At 59.0% G+C, this 15,389-nt stretch carries 16 protein-coding genes; 2 read left to right on the top strand and 14 right to left on the bottom strand.

The annotated features are described in order from the left end of the window. Nucleotides 1-5: 5 nt before the first annotated feature. Entirely contained in the window at nt 6-2,240 is a 2,235-nt protein-coding gene (gene purL / locus CFBP5499_RS08460) for a phosphoribosylformylglycinamidine synthase subunit PurL (protein ID WP_080824850.1), read from the bottom strand. Nucleotides 2,241-2,394: 154 nt separating this feature from the next. Beyond that, nucleotides 2,395-3,813, bottom strand: a complete 1,419-nt coding sequence (locus CFBP5499_RS08455) for a PLP-dependent aminotransferase family protein (protein ID WP_080824851.1) — start codon at nt 3,811-3,813, stop codon at nt 2,395-2,397. 93 nt (nt 3,814-3,906) lie between these two features. On the opposite strand from CFBP5499_RS08455, the gene CFBP5499_RS08450 reads away from it, so the two are divergent. Next, the gene (locus CFBP5499_RS08450; protein ID WP_080824852.1) at nt 3,907-4,212 is read left to right on the top strand and encodes a DUF1127 domain-containing protein; all 306 of its coding nucleotides are present in this window, start codon (nt 3,907-3,909) and stop codon (nt 4,210-4,212) included. A gap of 119 nt (nt 4,213-4,331) precedes the next feature. On the opposite strand, the gene CFBP5499_RS08445 is transcribed toward CFBP5499_RS08450, so the two are convergent. From CFBP5499_RS08445 to CFBP5499_RS08400, 10 genes are all read right to left on the bottom strand, one after another. Next, the gene (locus CFBP5499_RS08445) at nt 4,332-4,736 is read right to left on the bottom strand and encodes a hypothetical protein (RefSeq protein ID WP_080827289.1); all 405 of its coding nucleotides are present in this window, start codon (nt 4,734-4,736) and stop codon (nt 4,332-4,334) included. Between the two features lie 78 nt (nt 4,737-4,814). Further along, nucleotides 4,815-5,486 (bottom strand): phosphoribosylformylglycinamidine synthase subunit PurQ, encoded by a 672-nt coding sequence (gene purQ, locus CFBP5499_RS08440; protein WP_080824853.1) that lies wholly within the window; start codon nt 5,484-5,486, stop codon nt 4,815-4,817. Nucleotides 5,487-5,505: 19 nt separating this feature from the next. Next, a complete protein-coding gene (gene purS, locus CFBP5499_RS08435; protein WP_080824854.1) occupies nt 5,506-5,748 on the bottom strand; it encodes a phosphoribosylformylglycinamidine synthase subunit PurS in 243 nt (80 codons plus the stop codon). 54 nt (nt 5,749-5,802) lie between these two features. Then, entirely contained in the window at nt 5,803-6,567 is a 765-nt protein-coding gene (gene purC, locus CFBP5499_RS08430) for a phosphoribosylaminoimidazolesuccinocarboxamide synthase (RefSeq protein ID WP_003507919.1), read from the bottom strand. Between the two features lie 203 nt (nt 6,568-6,770). After that, on the bottom strand, nt 6,771-7,334 hold the full coding sequence (locus tag CFBP5499_RS08425; RefSeq protein WP_080824855.1) for an alpha/beta hydrolase: 564 nt from the start codon (nt 7,332-7,334) through the stop codon (nt 6,771-6,773). Nucleotides 7,335-7,402: 68 nt separating this feature from the next. After that, nucleotides 7,403-8,710, bottom strand: a complete 1,308-nt coding sequence (gene purB / locus CFBP5499_RS08420; RefSeq protein WP_080824856.1) for an adenylosuccinate lyase — start codon at nt 8,708-8,710, stop codon at nt 7,403-7,405. Nucleotides 8,711-8,791: 81 nt separating this feature from the next. Next, a complete protein-coding gene (locus CFBP5499_RS08415) occupies nt 8,792-9,298 on the bottom strand; it encodes a hypothetical protein (protein WP_080824857.1) in 507 nt (168 codons plus the stop codon). 71 nt (nt 9,299-9,369) lie between these two features. Then, entirely contained in the window at nt 9,370-10,047 is a 678-nt protein-coding gene (gene rpe, locus CFBP5499_RS08410) for a ribulose-phosphate 3-epimerase (RefSeq protein ID WP_080824858.1), read from the bottom strand. A 131-nt stretch (nt 10,048-10,178) separates the two neighbouring features. Next, nucleotides 10,179-11,306: an ABC transporter substrate-binding protein gene (locus tag CFBP5499_RS08405; RefSeq protein ID WP_175416661.1), complete on the bottom strand. Its 1,128-nt coding sequence runs from the start codon at nt 11,304-11,306 to the stop codon at nt 10,179-10,181. A gap of 88 nt (nt 11,307-11,394) precedes the next feature. Then, a complete protein-coding gene (locus tag CFBP5499_RS08400; protein WP_233284139.1) occupies nt 11,395-11,871 on the bottom strand; it encodes a helix-turn-helix domain-containing protein in 477 nt (158 codons plus the stop codon). Nucleotides 11,872-12,219: 348 nt separating this feature from the next. Here CFBP5499_RS08400 and CFBP5499_RS29995 point away from each other — a divergent pair, with 348 nt between their 5' ends. Beyond that, a complete protein-coding gene (locus CFBP5499_RS29995) occupies nt 12,220-12,387 on the top strand; it encodes a hypothetical protein (protein WP_158523262.1) in 168 nt (55 codons plus the stop codon). A 1,022-nt stretch (nt 12,388-13,409) separates the two neighbouring features. On the opposite strand, the gene CFBP5499_RS08385 is transcribed toward CFBP5499_RS29995, so the two are convergent. Beyond that, nucleotides 13,410-13,853, bottom strand: coding sequence for an NUDIX domain-containing protein (locus CFBP5499_RS08385; protein WP_080824860.1), 444 nt, complete (start codon nt 13,851-13,853; stop codon nt 13,410-13,412). Nucleotides 13,854-13,861: 8 nt separating this feature from the next. Next, nucleotides 13,862-15,373, bottom strand: coding sequence for a DEAD/DEAH box helicase (locus CFBP5499_RS08380; RefSeq protein ID WP_080824861.1), 1,512 nt, complete (start codon nt 15,371-15,373; stop codon nt 13,862-13,864). Nucleotides 15,374-15,389: the final 16 nt, after the last annotated feature.

Here is a 15,389-nt window from a genome sequence, read left to right as displayed (position 1 = left end):
TTAATTCATTCTGCGGCGATCAAAGTTTCGCCATCCATAAATTGAGGGAACCACGATTCATAGGCCAAGTGCAATTCTTTAATCTCGACAGCCCGCGCCGTGCCCAGCTTTACGGCGGAACCGCCGGTAAAGCCGATTGCCGGGCAGGAAACGCCTGCCGCCTTGGCAGCCGCCTGCACCTTGTCGAGATCAGCCTTCTTGACCGTCAGGACGTAGCGGGCCTGGTCTTCGCCATAGAAGGTGAGAACCGGATTATGGCCTTCGACCGCATCGATCGTCGCACCGATGCCGGACGAAATCGCCATTTCGGCAACTGCAAGGGCGAGACCACCCGAGGAGCAATCGTGAACGGCGGTGGCAAGACCATCGGTGATCAGGCCACGGACGAAATCGCCGTTCTTCTTCTCGGCAGTGAGATCGACATGCGGCGCCGGGCCATCGGTGCGGCCGTGAACGTCACGCATGTAAACCGACTGGGCAATGTGCGTGCCGAGGCCGGCAGGCGCGCCGATAAGCAGCACTACCTCGTCAGCCGCGGCAAAGCGGATGCGCGCCATACGGCCCCAATCCTTCAGGAGGCCGACGCCGCCGATGGTGGGGGTGGGCAGGATCGCCTGGCCATTGGTCTCGTTGTAGAGCGAGACATTGCCGGAGACGATCGGGAATTCCAGCACGCGGCAGGCTTCGCCGATGCCCTTGATGGCATGGACGAGCTGGCTCATGATTTCAGGCTTTTCCGGATTGCCGAAATTCAGGTTGTCGGTGGCCGCCAGCGGCAGGGCGCCGGTGGCGGTGATGTTGCGCCAGCATTCGGCGACAGCCTGCTTGCCGCCTTCAAAGGGATCGGCCTCGACATAACGCGGGGTCACGTCGGAGGAGAAAGCGAGCGCCTTCTTGTCATGGCCTTCGACACGCACCACGCCGGCATCACCGCCCGGCAGCTGCAGGGAATTGCCCTGGATCAGCGTGTCATATTGCTCATAGACCCAGCGGCGCGAGGAATTGTTGGCCGAACCAACGAGCGACACCAGCGCATCGGCAATATCGGCTGCGGGGACGTCGTTTTCGGAAAGCGCTGCGGGCACCTTGGCGGGCGTCCAGGGGCGGTCATATTCGGGAGCCTCGTCGCCGAGTTCCTTGATCGGCAGGTTGGCCACTTCTTCGCCATTGTGCAGCACGCGGAAGCGCAGGTCGTCGGTGGTCTTGCCGACGATGGCGAAGTCCAGACCCCATTTAACGAAGATTGCCTTGGCGACTTCTTCCTTGGAGGGCTCGAGAACCATGAGCATGCGCTCCTGGCTTTCCGACAGCATCATTTCGTAAGCCGTCATGCGCTCTTCGCGCACCGGTACGGCGTTCAAGTCGAGTTCGATGCCGAGATCGCCCTTGGCGCCCATTTCGACAGCCGAGCAGGTGAGGCCGGCGGCACCCATGTCCTGAATGGCGATGACAGCGCCGGTCTTCATCAGCTCAAGGCAGGCTTCCAGCAGGCATTTTTCGGTGAAGGGGTCGCCGACCTGAACGGTGGGGCGCTTTTCTTCGATCGACTCGTCAAACTCGGCCGAGGCCATGGTTGCGCCACCGACGCCGTCACGGCCGGTCTTTGCACCGAGATAGACCACCGGCAGGCCGACGCCCTTGGCTTCCGAGAGGAAGATCGCATTGGACTTGGCAAGGCCGGCTGCGAAAGCGTTGACGAGGATGTTGCCGTTATAACGCGGATCGAATTCCACTTCGCCACCGACAGTCGGCACGCCGAAGGAATTGCCGTATCCGCCGACACCGGCGACGACACCCGCCACGAGGTGACGGGTCTTCGGGTGGTCAGGCGCGCCGAAGCGGAGTGCATTCATGGCTGCAATCGGGCGGGCGCCCATGGTGAAGACGTCGCGCAGAATGCCGCCGACGCCGGTCGCCGCACCCTGATAGGGCTCTATATAGGACGGGTGGTTGTGGCTCTCCATCTTGAAGACGACGCAGTCGCCATCGTCGATATCGACCACGCCGGCATTTTCACCGGGGCCCTGGATGACGCGCGGTCCTGTTGTCGGCAGGGTCTTCAGCCACTTCTTGGAAGACTTGTAGGAGCAGTGCTCGTTCCACATGGCCGAGAAGATGCCAAGCTCGGTAAAGCTCGGCTCCCGTCCGATCAGGTCGAGGATACGCTGGTATTCGTCGGGCTTCAGCCCGTGGGATGCAACGAGTTCCGGGGTGATCTTGATGGAGTTTGAAATCGACATAGGTCTCACGCGGTTCGAGCCGAGGAAAGTTTCCGGTTCTTTAGCGCAAGAGGCTCCATGGCGCGACAGGAAAATGCGCCGGTTTGCTGGCTAATGGGCGGTTTTTGCCCTTATTCACCTGTTGCGGGCGACGCCTGAACGGCCGCACCCCGCGTCATGCCTCGCTTTCATAGCCGGATGAACCATTGTCGAGCAAATTGCGCAGGATGCCGAAGGCATGTGTCAGTTCCTCACGCGTGGAAGGTCCGGAAAAACTGATGCGGACGCGGTGGAATACCTTTTCCGAGCGGCCGGCCTTGAACTCGTCCTCGTCGTCGATCAGCACGCCTTCCTTCATGGCGGCATTGCGGAAGGTGCCCGACAGCCAGGGTTCGGGCAGCCTCAGCCACATGAAGGCGATATCGGGCAGGGAATTGAATTCCAGCCCGGCAAAGATGCGTCTGGCGATCGCCTCGCGCTGATTGATCTCGGCGATGCAATCCTTGCGGATGTCGTGGGCGTCGCCGCTATTGACGAGACGCGCATTCAGTTCGGCCAGCATGAAGGGCAATCCGCCGGTCAGCATCGAATGCGAAATTCGTATTCTCGATGAAAATTGCGCCGGGCAGGCGACCCAGCCACCCCGCACACCGGCCGCGACGGATTTCGACAGGCCACCGACGACGAAGGTGATATCGGGCGCGAATTCCGCAATGAGTGGGATCGCTTCGCGGGTCATGGCACCGTAGAGATTGTCCTCGATGATCCATACGCCGTATCTGCGGGCAATATCGGCGATTGCCCGCCGCCGATCCTCGGGCAGGGTGGCGCAGGTGGGGTTCTGGCCCGCCGACATCAGGAAGATCATCTTCGGATGTTGCTGGGCGCAGATGCGTTCGAAATCATCAGGGACGATACCTTTTTCATCCGCCTCCACCAGCGTCACGCGACGCCCGGCAAGGGTGGCGCTGCGGCTGATGTGGGAATAGGTGACGGGCTCAAAAACGATGCGGTCACCCGGCGCCGTCATTGCGGTTACCACGCTCATCACTCCCGCATGGGCGCCGAGCGTCGAGACGATGTTTTCCGGCTTCGGCGACCAGCCGTTCTGGGAGAGCCAGCGAGCGCCCGCCATACACCAATTGTCGGGAAAGCTGCGGGCGTAGCTGGAAATTTCGAAAGGATGTTCTCTGGCGAGGGCTTCGACATGCCTGCTGACGAGCGCACCCTGGCCGACATCCGGTGCTGCCGTGGTGTTCAGGCGGAATTCGGCGCTGGTGTCGATGGCGAAGCGCGTGCCGCCGAATGCCGATGCTGGCGGTTCCACGGGCGATAAAGGGGCAGGGGTCTTGCGTTCGTTGACATAGGTGCCGCGGCCGACTTCGCCGCTGACGAGGCCGCGTTCGTGAATGAGGCCATAGGCTCGGCTGATTGTACCGATTGTCACACCGAGATCGTAAGCGAGATTGCGCTGCGGTGGCAATTTCGAACCGGCCTCCAGGGTTCCGTCCGAAATCGCGCCTTCGATACTGTCCGCAAGGCGAAGGTAAATCGGGCCGTCGCCCTCGGTAATGTCAGGAAGCCAATTTGTCATGGTGACAATTTATGCATTGTATCGGTGCGCAAGTCAATTGTATTTATTGTCTGCATTGAGTGAGATCAAACCCACGGAGACAATAGGTGCAATATGCGCAAGATGGATCAATACCTTTCGACAGCGGATACACTCTATCCTGATGGCTACGAACGGGAACGCGTGTTCCGCGATGCCGGCGACATGGTCGCACCGGCGCCCTTTCCGGCCAAGATCGCCCGCACGCTTATTGGTCGCATGATTGCGGGCATGTTCAATTGGCACCGGAAACGGCAGGGACGGCTCGCTTTGCGGGAACTGTCCGACGATCTTCTGCATGATATCGGCGTTACGCGGGATGAGGCTCTCATCGAGGCCGCAAAATCGCGGCTTCTCGTCTGGCCCTCCCGGTCGCTTTGATTTTTTTGTCGGAGAGCGGTGCCTTCTTTCCCCGGCACCATCAAGCCATTCGGCAGCCCGCCGCGCCATTCCCAACCGGCGCTGGCGGGTTTTTTTATTGGATTTTCACTTGGCGCCGGTCAGCAGCCCTTGCCGCCATTGGCCCAGCGCTTGACGTCGGTGGCGATGCGGCCGGAGATGGCCTCGCTCATCACGGGTCCGAAGGCGTCGAGCTTTGCCGGGTTGCCTTCAGCCTGAATCACCAGCATGGGGCGGGATTCCGGGCTGTTGCGCGGCACGAGCAGAATGCGTGGGCGGCCCGAGAAAGAATTGAGTTCCGGCGCGAGGCGATAGGCCTTGAACGCTGCATCACCCGATTTGAACCAGCAGGCATTGGCGCCAAGCGCGATCCGTTCCATCGTCGGCAAGGCCGCGCGGGAGACGGAGGCGACCGGCTGTGGTTTCGGCTGGCAGGCGGCAAGTGCAACGGCCGCGAGGATCAGTCCGGTGGCTTTATAGGCATCGTGTCGAAGAATGCGGGGCATCAGGTCATCCAGAAGAGAAGCCGAAACATAGCCGGAAGCCGGCATCAAAAAAGGCGGGCTTGAAGCCCGCCCGGTCTATCAGGCTGCGATGACGCCGAGTGCCGAGGCGAAGAGGCCGCGGCCGTCATTGCCGCCATGGGCGGCTTCGATGAGATTTTCGGGATGCGGCATCATGCCGAGAACATTGCCCTTGGCGTTGATGACGCCGGCAATGTCGTTCAGCGAGCCGTTGGGGTTGGTGCCCTCAGCATAACGGAACACGACCTGGCCGTTGCCTTCCACGGACTTCAGCTCATCCGTGTCGAGGAAATAGTTGCCGTCGTGATGGGCGACGGGGCAGCGCAGGATCTGGCCCTTGTCGTAGGCGCGGGTGAATTCGGTGTCGTTATTGGCAACTTCGAGCTTCACTTCACGGCAGACGAATTTCAGCGAAGCGTTACGCATCAGCGCACCCGGCAGCATGCCGGCTTCAACCAGAATCTGGAAGCCGTTGCAGACGCCGAGAACCTTGACGCCCTGTTCGGCCTTTTCGCGGATGGCCTGCATGACCGGCATGCGGGCGGCAATCGCGCCGCAGCGCAGATAGTCCCCATAGGAGAAGCCGCCGGGGATGACGATCAGATCGACATCGGGAATATCCGTTTCCGTCTGCCAGATGGTGACGGGCGCCTGACCGGAGATTTTCGTCAGAGCCGCGATCATGTCGCGGTCGCGGTTGAGGCCGGGAAGTTGGACGACAGCGGATTTCATGGGCGGCGGCTCCTGGAGCTTAAAGAATGCTGATGGCGTAGTTTTCGATGACCGTATTGGCCAGCAGCTTTTCGCACATTGCCTTCAGGTCGGTCTCGGCCTTGGCCTTGTCGGCGCCTTCCAGTTCCAGATCGAAGACCTTGCCCTGACGGACATGGTCGACGCCACCAAAACCGAGGCTGCCGAGCGCACCTTCGATTGCCTTGCCCTGCGGATCGAGAACGCCGTTCTTCAGCGTAACAGTCACCCGTGCCTTGATCACCTGATCTTCTCCTGATTTACCCTACGAGGCCAATATAACTTTACGGGGCCGATATTACTTTACCAGAACAGGGCCGGTGCCGCGGATCGGTTCGTTTTCATTGATGATGCCGAGACGGCGCGCCACTTCGGAATAGGCTTCCACAAGCCCGCCCATATCGCGGCGGAACAGGTCCTTGTCCATCTTTTTCTGGGTCTCGATGTCCCACAGGCGGCAGCTATCGGGCGAAATCTCGTCGGCCAGAATGATGCGCATCATGTCGCCTTCGAACAGCCGGCCGCACTCGATCTTGAAATCGACGAGCTGGATGCCGACGCCGAGGAAGAGGCCGGAGAGGAAGTCGTTGACGCGGATGGCAAGCGCCATGATGTCATCAAGCTCGGCGGGGTTGGCCCAGCCGAAGGCCGTGATGTGCTCTTCGGAGACCATCGGGTCTTCCAGCTCATCCGACTTGTAATAGAACTCGATGATGGAGCGCGGCAGCACCACGCCTTCCTCGATGCCGAGGCGCTTGGAGAGCGAGCCGGCGGCAACATTGCGCACGACGATCTCAAGCGGGATCATCTCCACTTCCTTGATCAGCTGCTCGCGCATGTTGAGGCGGCGGATGAAGTGGGTGGGAATGCCGATCTTGTTCAGATGCGTGAAGACATATTCGCAGATGCGGTTGTTCAGCACACCCTTGCCGTCGATGACTTCGTGCTTCTTCTTGTTGAAGGCTGTCGCATCGTCCTTGAAGAACTGGATAAGCGTGCCTGGCTCCGGACCTTCGTAGAGGATCTTGGCCTTGCCTTCGTAAATACGGCGGCGACGGTTCATAATGGCGGGTCTCTTGGTTGACGCCGATTCTGGTGGCGTTGCGTTTGGTCTTTGAAGCGGTCCCATAAAGGAAAAGAGTGCATTCTACAATGCGGCTGGCATATTTCCCTTCAATTCTTGTGACAGGCCCGGGAAACCGCTTCGCCTGGAAAATCGGCTTGCGGGGCCGATTGAAGGGGAGGCGGTCCAAATGGCCACCACCTTCAGGGCTCGACTGCCTTCAGCCGGCTCAGGAACTGGGCGAACACCATGCCGCCTTCGGGCCATGGGCCGTGGCCGGACTCAGTGTTGATGTGGCCGGACATGCCGGCATCGACCAGCAGCGAACCCCAGGCGGCGGCGATGTCATCAGCATGTTCATAGGAGCCGAAGGGGTCGTTCCTGCTGGCGATGGTGATTGCCGGAAACGGCAGTGGATCGCGCGGGTAGGGCCCGAAGGTCATCAGGTGCTTTGGCCGGATATCGGGATTGGCGACATCGGGCGGGGCGACAAAAAGCGCGCCCGAAATCTTCTTGCCGATTTCCGGCAGGGCGTGGATGACGGTCGGCACGCCAAGCGAATGGGCGACCAGGACGATGGGCCTGGTGGAGGCGTTGACCTCTTCCACCAGCCGGGCGATCCAGTCCTCTTTCACCGGCTTCGACCATTCGGCCTGCTCGACACGGCGGGCGGTGGAAAGCTTGCGCTCCCAGCGGCTCTGCCAGTGGTCGGGGCCGGAATTAGTGTAACCGGGGACGATCAGGATATCTGCTTCTGAAACTTTCATGCGCCCATATCTGTGTTGTGATGCCGCCGCGATCAAGGCCGCGGCGGCATTAACTTCAAGGAGTTCTCTCAGGCCTTGCCGAAGACACGGGTGAAGATCGTATCGACATGCTTGGTGTGGTAACCAAGGTCGAACTTCTCACGAATGGTCTCTTCGGGAAGGGCGGCGCGCACTTCCTCGTCGCCCAGCAGTTCCTCGAGGAAATCCGCGCCCTGTTCCCACACCCTCATGGCGTTGCGCTGTACCAGACGGTAGGCGTCTTCACGCGAAACACCGGCCTGTGTCAGGGCAAGCAGAACGCGCTGCGAATGCACTAGGCCGCGGAACTTGTTCATGTTCTTCAGCATGTTGTCCGGGTAGATCACCAGCTTCTCGATGACGCCGGCCAGACGGTTCAGCGCGAAATCGAGGGTGACCGTGGTGTCGGGGCCGATGGCGCGCTCCACGGAGGAGTGGCTGATATCGCGCTCGTGCCAGAGGGCAACGTTTTCCATGGCCGGGACGACGGACATGCGGACCAGGCGGGCAAGGCCGGTCAGGTTTTCGGTCAGAACCGGGTTGCGCTTGTGCGGCATGGCGGAGGAACCCTTCTGGCCGGGAGAGAAGAACTCTTCCGCTTCGAGAACCTCGGTGCGCTGCATGTGGCGGATTTCGATGGCGACGTTTTCAATCGACGAGGCGATGACGCCGAGGGTGGCGAAGAACATGGCGTGGCGATCCCGCGGGATGACCTGCGTGGAGACCGGCTCGGGAATGAGGCCGAGTTTGGCGCAGACATGTTCCTCGACGCGCGGGTCGATATTGGCGAAAGTGCCGACGGCGCCTGAGATCGCGCCCGTGGCGATTTCCGCACGGGCATTGACGAGGCGCTCGCGGTTACGGTGCATCTCGGCGTAGAAGCGCGCAAAGGTCAGGCCCATGGTGGTCGGCTCGGCATGAATGCCGTGGCTGCGGCCGATGCGCACCGTGTTCTTGTGCTCGAAGGCACGAGTTTTCAGAGCCGCGAGCACCCGGTCCATATCGGCGAGCAGCAGATCGGCGGCGCGGACGAGCTGGATGTTGAGCGTGGTGTCCAGCACGTCGGACGAGGTCATGCCCTGATGCACGAAACGGCTGTCGGGGCCGACAAATTCGGCAAGATGGGTGAGGAAGGCGATGACGTCGTGCTTGGTCACGGCTTCGATTTCATCGATGCGGGCGACGTTGAAAGTGGCGCTGCCGCCCTTTTCCCAGATGGTCTGGGCAGCGGACTTGGGGATGACGCCGAGTTCGGCCAGTGCGTCACAGGCATGTGCCTCGATCTCGAACCAGATGCGGAACTTTGTTTCCGGCGACCAGATGGCGACCATTTCCGGCCGGGAGTAACGAGGGATCATGGCAATGACTTTCTTTGTGGAGGAATTTTGCTGCCCGTTTAGCAAAGTGTTCCGGTAATCTCAATCTATCAAGCTGCATGGCTATGTCGCTTGCCGCGCACGCCCGCAGAGGATTGCTCCGGCGGCCAAGAGCGGAAGAGCTGCAAAGGGAAAATACAGTCCGAGGCCGAGAATTGTGAATTGGTAGACCGCGCCGAGCGAGGTGAAGAGCTGCTGAAAAAACCAGATGCGGGAAAAGGCCGGTGCGTGCCATTGCGCATAAAAGATACGGTACTGAAACGCGAAAAATGCCGCCGCAACGGCAAGGGTGAAGAAAGCGATGGCGAGACAGGCTGCCGCGAAACGCAGTGGCAGGGCAGTGGAGGCCGGAAGGAAGCGCAAAGCCGCGACGGCCAGCAGCCAGCCTAAAAGGCCGCCGCAGAAGAAAAGCGTGACAATATCGGCGGCATGGTCGGTTTCCAGCCGGTTTCGGATATAGAGCCCGATGGCGGCAGCAGCGGCTGAGCAGAGGCCCCAGACAAGGGCGCCGAGAGCCAGGAACAGCGCTGCCGAAGCCGTCTCACGGAAATCCCGCCTGTCGCTTTCCATGACTATCCCCCAACGCCTGCCCCCCAACGCCTGTCGTGCCGTCCGGCCTTTCCGCATTTAGCGGTGGCGGGTTACGTCCGCCCGGCTTCCGCCGCCATGCGCAACTGTGCGACGGTCTTGCGGTAGTCGGCAACGCCGTCGCCCTTGAAGACAGCCGAGCCTGCCACCAGCGCATTGGCGCCGGCGGCAATGATCGCGCCTGCGGTTTCCGCCGTCACGCCGCCATCCACTTCCAGTTCGATCGGCCGGTCGCCGATCATTGCCTTTGCCGCGCGAATCTTGTCGAGCATGGCCGGAATGAACTTCTGCCCGCCGAAACCGGGATTGACGCTCATGATGAGGACGAGATCGACATCGTCGAGCACGTTCTCGATGACGGAAAGGGGCGTGGCGGGATTGAGCGTCACGCCGGCCTTCCTGCCAAGCCCGCGGATCGTCTGCAGCGAGCGGTGCAGGTGCGGTCCCGCTTCCGCATGCACGGTGATACTGTCGCAGCCGGCCTTGGCGAAGGCTTCGAGATAGGGATCGACGGGTGCGATCATCAGATGGCAATCGAAGAAGGCCATGCTGTGGGGCCGCAGCGCCCTGATGACATCAGGCCCAAAGGAGATGTTGGGGACGAAGTGGCCGTCCATGACGTCGAGATGGATCCAGTCCGCGCCCGCTTCCGTGACATCTGCGACTTCCTGTCCCAGCTTGGCGAAATTGGCAGCCAGAATGGACGGGGCTATGCGGATGGGCAGGGACATGGGGCAAACTCCTCTCGACGCGTTGCGTAAGCTGCCTTTAACATCAAGTATCGGGGTTTGAAACGGCTGGTGGCGCGCTTGCCCGCCGTTTTCAGCCGTGTTTCATCGAATTTACGCGAATGTCGCGTTGCCTATTGTCTTTCCGCCTTGTCCGCCGGCTCGAAGCGCTGGCCATTCCAGCGCTGCAGGCGATAGGGATTGTCGGAAAGGTCGTGTGACGGGTTGAAGCCGAGGTCGCCGATGACGGTTTTGAAGACGGTGCCGCCAGCCAGTATCTCCGGTGCGGGTTTCGATTGCGCTTGTGCCGCCTCCGCGAGGGCGGCAGTCAGTTCCGTCGCAGCATAGGCCGGCAGGACGTAACCCTCGGGTTCGATGCCGGCGCCGCGCAACTCTCCGGTGATCGCCTGGGCCGACGGCAGGGTATCATAGGCCGGGCGCGTGACGGCCAGCACATTGGCGGTGAGGGGAACCGGGTTGTTCGCCGCATTCATGGCGTCACCGCCCATGATGGTCAAAGGAAGATTTTCGGATGCGGCATCTCTGGCGATGATGGCGACGTCGTTGCGCTCCGCGCCCACAAAGACATGGGAAATGCCGGTTCGCGCCAGCCGGCGCACCAGGGCCACCTGCTGCTCCTGGTTGGGGCGCATCGTATCGGACAAGGTTGGTTTGAGACCGTTTTCCTCCAGCGACGAGCGGATGCGGTCGATAAGTTCGCGGCTATAGATCGTGCCGTCGTCCACAAGCCCGATCGAATGCCCCTTCCAGTCGCGCAGGATGATTTCAGCGACCCTGTCCGATTCGGCCCTGTCGGAAGGGGAGAGACGGAAAAGCGGCCAGCCATATTTCAGGGAATCTTCCATGAGGATAGGCGCACGGCTGGAAAGCGTGATCGCGGGAATGGCGGCCGCCTTTAATGGCGGCAGAACGCCCTGAAGCGTCTCCGTGCATAAAAAACCGATCGCGGCGCTGACCTTGGCGGCCACCAGGCCATCGGCAATCGCACCACCGCTGCCGTCTTCGCAGCTCTCATGGATTTCGACGACATCGAGCCCGAGCTTGGCCGCCGCTGCCTTGGCACCTTGCCGCACCTGTTGCCCCAGAAGCTCGTAAGGGCCGTTCTGCGGAGCAACAATGCCAATCGATGCCGCGCTTGCTGAGCCCGCAAAGGCAAAACCGGCGATGATCGTTAGCAGGCGAAGTGAAAGCATGACGTGATCGAAATCCTGTTGTCCCGGCTTGATGTTTATCGGCAACAACCGGTTTTCCAAAGGAAAAATACGTGCGCATCACAGACATTCCCGCAAAACCACCACATTGCTGATGTGCTGGCCCTGCTATCAACGATCAGCTTGCCGATCTTTTGCTGCTTTCAGCACTTGCCCGTTTCGAACGCAATTCCTCGCCAAGGCTTTGCTCCACCCAGGGCAACTGGGACATAAGATCGTTCCATTCGAAGGAAGGGCCGGCGCGACTGGTCAGATTGTTGTGCCATCTGGTCAGCTCCGCGAAGCGCTGATCGTCGGTTATCCTGACGTCGTGGTCGCGATAAACCTTGTTTATCAGCCTTCCGAGCGGATTGATCAGATCGATCAGCAGCTGATGTGAGCCATGGTCTGTGCTGGTTGATTGCCCGCCTTCGAACATATCTCCATGACCCGTGACGAGCCAGGATATGTTCACGCCGAATTCCCGGTGATAGGCAGAGAGCAATTCGGCGTCGGGCACGCGTTCGCCCCGTTCATAGTGCGCCAGACCGCTTTTGCTGATCACCAGTCGGCTGGCGAAGACATCCCGGTCATCGATATCGAACGCGGCCCTCACAGCGCGGAGGCGTCTTCCTAGGTCTGTCTTGGGCTCGACTTCTTTCCTAGCCAAATTCTTTCAAATTAAATCACAAATGGAGTTTACAAAAATCCAAATGTAATTTAATCCTCTCTGTGTTCGCATATCAATAATTGGAAGGGCGTCTGGCAGGACGCACTTGTTTTAATAGGTTATTTAGCACTGTGTTAAAGGCATCAGCAAGATAGGGCACGCGCTTCGTGCTCCTGCATAAAATCAAATATCGCGCGGTTGGGTGCTTGGTGACTCATTAGTGGTCTTCAAGACGATTCTATTTTGAAGCGACGATGACAATGTTTGAATACATAGATCCCCGAAAAGGCGGCCATGATGCACGTTGAAAGGCCCGGATTGTTAAGCAAGGCGCTCGGTTTGATTGCTAAGGGCCTCGCGATGCTCGTTTTGTATCCACTTCTTTTCTTATTCGCGATTGTCGTCATGGCGATGGTGGTGATTTCTCCTGAGATAAAGCCAAGAGAAGAAAGGCCAGATTGATCGAAATTTCCTTGCCGACCAAAGGGGGCATTGCCGGCACAAGTATGTGCATTGTGGAACGAATATGGAGAAAATTGCCCAAAATATCGTAATTTACTTTAGGCGCAGGTCTTTATTGCTGGTTTTATTCGTCTCTATTTTTATGTGGTGGCTTATCATTTCGTGGGGCAGATTCATTATATCGACATTGTAAGCGCATTAATTCATGCATTTATTGCTGCAACGGGACATTGCGTCCGTGCGGGCTCGCCTGCGTATCGGAAAATTGCCTGAAGTCCAGCATTCTGAAGAAGTTTACGACGTCCGCGTTGTTCGATTGATCGCTTTTCCGGACATCAATTTTTAGTTGTACTTGTCTCTCACGGATGGAGGGACCGTTATCGTTAATTTTCTGCGGAGTTTCATCCTCCTGCCTCTTTTGCTGCGGGGAAAAACTCCGTGCGGCAGAATGACTGTATTGCTTTATAAAATTATTATATTTGTGGAGTAGATATGCAATTTGGAATGTGTGCGTTATTGGCTGTGCCTCTTAGAGTGCAGCCCACAAAAATGCACATTTTATTCCCATTTCCATAAGCCACTGATATATATTCAAAATAGATAAAGCTTCATCATGGGGGAAGGTTTCTCCCCGGGGTTTTTTCGCATTTGCGAGAAGATTTACTTGACGGAAAGTAAATGATTAGCTTAGATGGAATTGTTTCAGGGGACGACTGAAATTGGCCGTAACAGGCCTCGGAAAGTGTTCCGATTATAAGCACTGCCAGACTATATTACATTCTATATTCTATTTTTTTCATTACGTATAAACCGCTTCGGGAAACTGGAGCGGTTTTTTATGTGGAGCTAATTTAAGCAATTTAAAATTGAATTTGAAAAGCCTTGCGCAAAGGCGTTCTGCCATTCCCGTTTTTTATAGAAAAGATATAGCGGCGAGAGAGCGAAGCCAGCTCCGGCACATAATCCACGCGGCTGTTTGAAAACGCGCTTCGGCTGCACCCGTCGCCCGCAGGCAGGTCGGCTCAGTTTCCTGTGCGGCCTTGATTCAGGGCGGCCAGGGCGTCTTTTGCAAAGGCGGAGATGGGTTCGGGAAGTTTATCCGGATCGAACCAGCCAATGGCGGAAAGCTTGTCCGGTTCGGTCAGCGTTGGTTCGCCCTGCGCATCGCGGGTGACGAAGATCAGCGAGACCCAGTGGTGACGGTCTTGCGGATCAATGAATTCGCTGTGGCAGAGAAATTCGACGGAGCCGATCTGGAGGCCGGTTTCTTCTTCGGCCTCTCGCCGCGCTGCGGCGAGGCAAGTCTCGAGGTGATCCACCTTGCCGCCCGGAATGCTCCAGTAGCCGGCTTCCGGCGCTTTCATGCGTCGGCACAAAAGCAGGCGGCCTTCGCGCAATATGACAAGCCCCACGCCAACGCCCGGAAAATCGAGGCCGGGCTTGATGGTCGAGGTCATGTTGTGCATTGCGCTGATCAGGCCTTGGCGTTGGCCACGATCAGCATGAAGGCGGGAATGTCGTCGCCGAAACCGACCGGTGTCGGGCCGTCATCGTGGTCACGATAGTGGCGGCGACGGTCGCGGTTGTCGTCATTGGCGTGCAGCGAGTTCAGGTTGCGGCTGTTGCGCTCGGAATTGCGCGGGGTCTTTTCCGGTCTGCGTTCTGCTTTCACCCTGTCGTCTCCGTGAGCCGCGATGTCGGTATCCACTGCGGATTGTGCGTCCTGATTGATGTTTTCGACCGGCGATGCCGGGGCATCGCGACGGTTTCTGTCGCGGCCCCTGCCGCCACGTTCCTTGCTGCCGCGACGGCCGGAATTGCTTTCGAAGCTTTCCATGGGCGCGGGGAGAGAGGACAGATCGCCGCTCAGCCATTCGATCTTTTCGGCAATCAGCTTTTCGATTGCGTCGAGATATTTCGCGTCGCTCTTGGTGACGATGGTGAAGGCCTTGCCCGAACGGCCTGCACGACCGGTGCGGCCGATGCGGTGGACATAGTCTTCGGCATGAATGGGAACATCGAAGTTGAAGACGTGGCTGACATCAGGGATATCAAGTCCGCGTGCTGCAACGTCGGAAGCGACCAGCAGCGTCAGGTTTCCATCCCGGAAGTTCTGCAGCATCGTCGTGCGCGAGCGCTGATCCATGTCACCATGCAGCGCGCCAACGGAAAAGCCGTGACGATCCAGCGAACGGAACAGATCGGCCACATCCTTCTTGCGGTTGCAGAAGATGATGGCGTTCTTGAGTTCCGCTTCTTCGGCGCGGACCAGATCGCGCAGAACGGCGCGCTTTTCATAGTCCTTATTATGTGCGGCGACGATACGCTGCGTTACCGTCTTTGCGGTGGAGGAGGGCTTGGCGACCTCGATACGCGTCGGGTTCTGCAGGAACCGGTCAGCCAGCTTCTGGATTTCCGGCGGCATGGTGGCCGAGAAGAACAGCGTCTGCCGGGTGAAGGGGATCATCTTGGCGATACGCTCGATATCGGGGATGAAGCCCATGTCGAGCATGCGGTCGGCCTCGTCGATGACGAGGATTTCCACGCCGGTCATCAGCAGCTTGCCGCGCTCGCAATGGTCGAGAAGGCGGCCGGGGGTGCAGATCAGCACGTCAGCGCCACGCTCAAGCTTGCGGTCCTGTTCTTCGAAGGAAACGCCGCCGATGAGGAGGGCGACATTCAGCTTGTGATTCTTGCCGTATTTCTCGAAGTTCTCCGCCACCTGCGCTGCAAGCTCGCGGGTCGGCTCGAGGATCAACGTGCGCGGCATTCTGGCGCGCGCGCGGCCCTTTTCGAGCAGCGTCAGCATCGGCAGAACGAAGGACGCGGTTTTGCCCGTGCCGGTCTGTGCGATACCGCAGATATCACGCTTTTCCAGCGCCGGCGGAATGGCGCCAGCCTGAATGGGTGTCGGCGTCGTGTAGCCGGCATCTGCAATAGCGGAAAGAACTTTTTGGCTCAGGCCAAGATCAGAGAATGTTGTCAAAGGAAGAACTTTTTCC

Source organism: Agrobacterium tumefaciens (genome assembly GCF_005221325.1).
In the GTDB taxonomy this organism is placed as follows: Bacteria; Pseudomonadota; Alphaproteobacteria; order Rhizobiales; family Rhizobiaceae; genus Agrobacterium.
The sequence above is the reverse complement of the archived record's forward strand: the minus strand, read 5'-3'. Positions and strand labels throughout refer to the sequence as shown.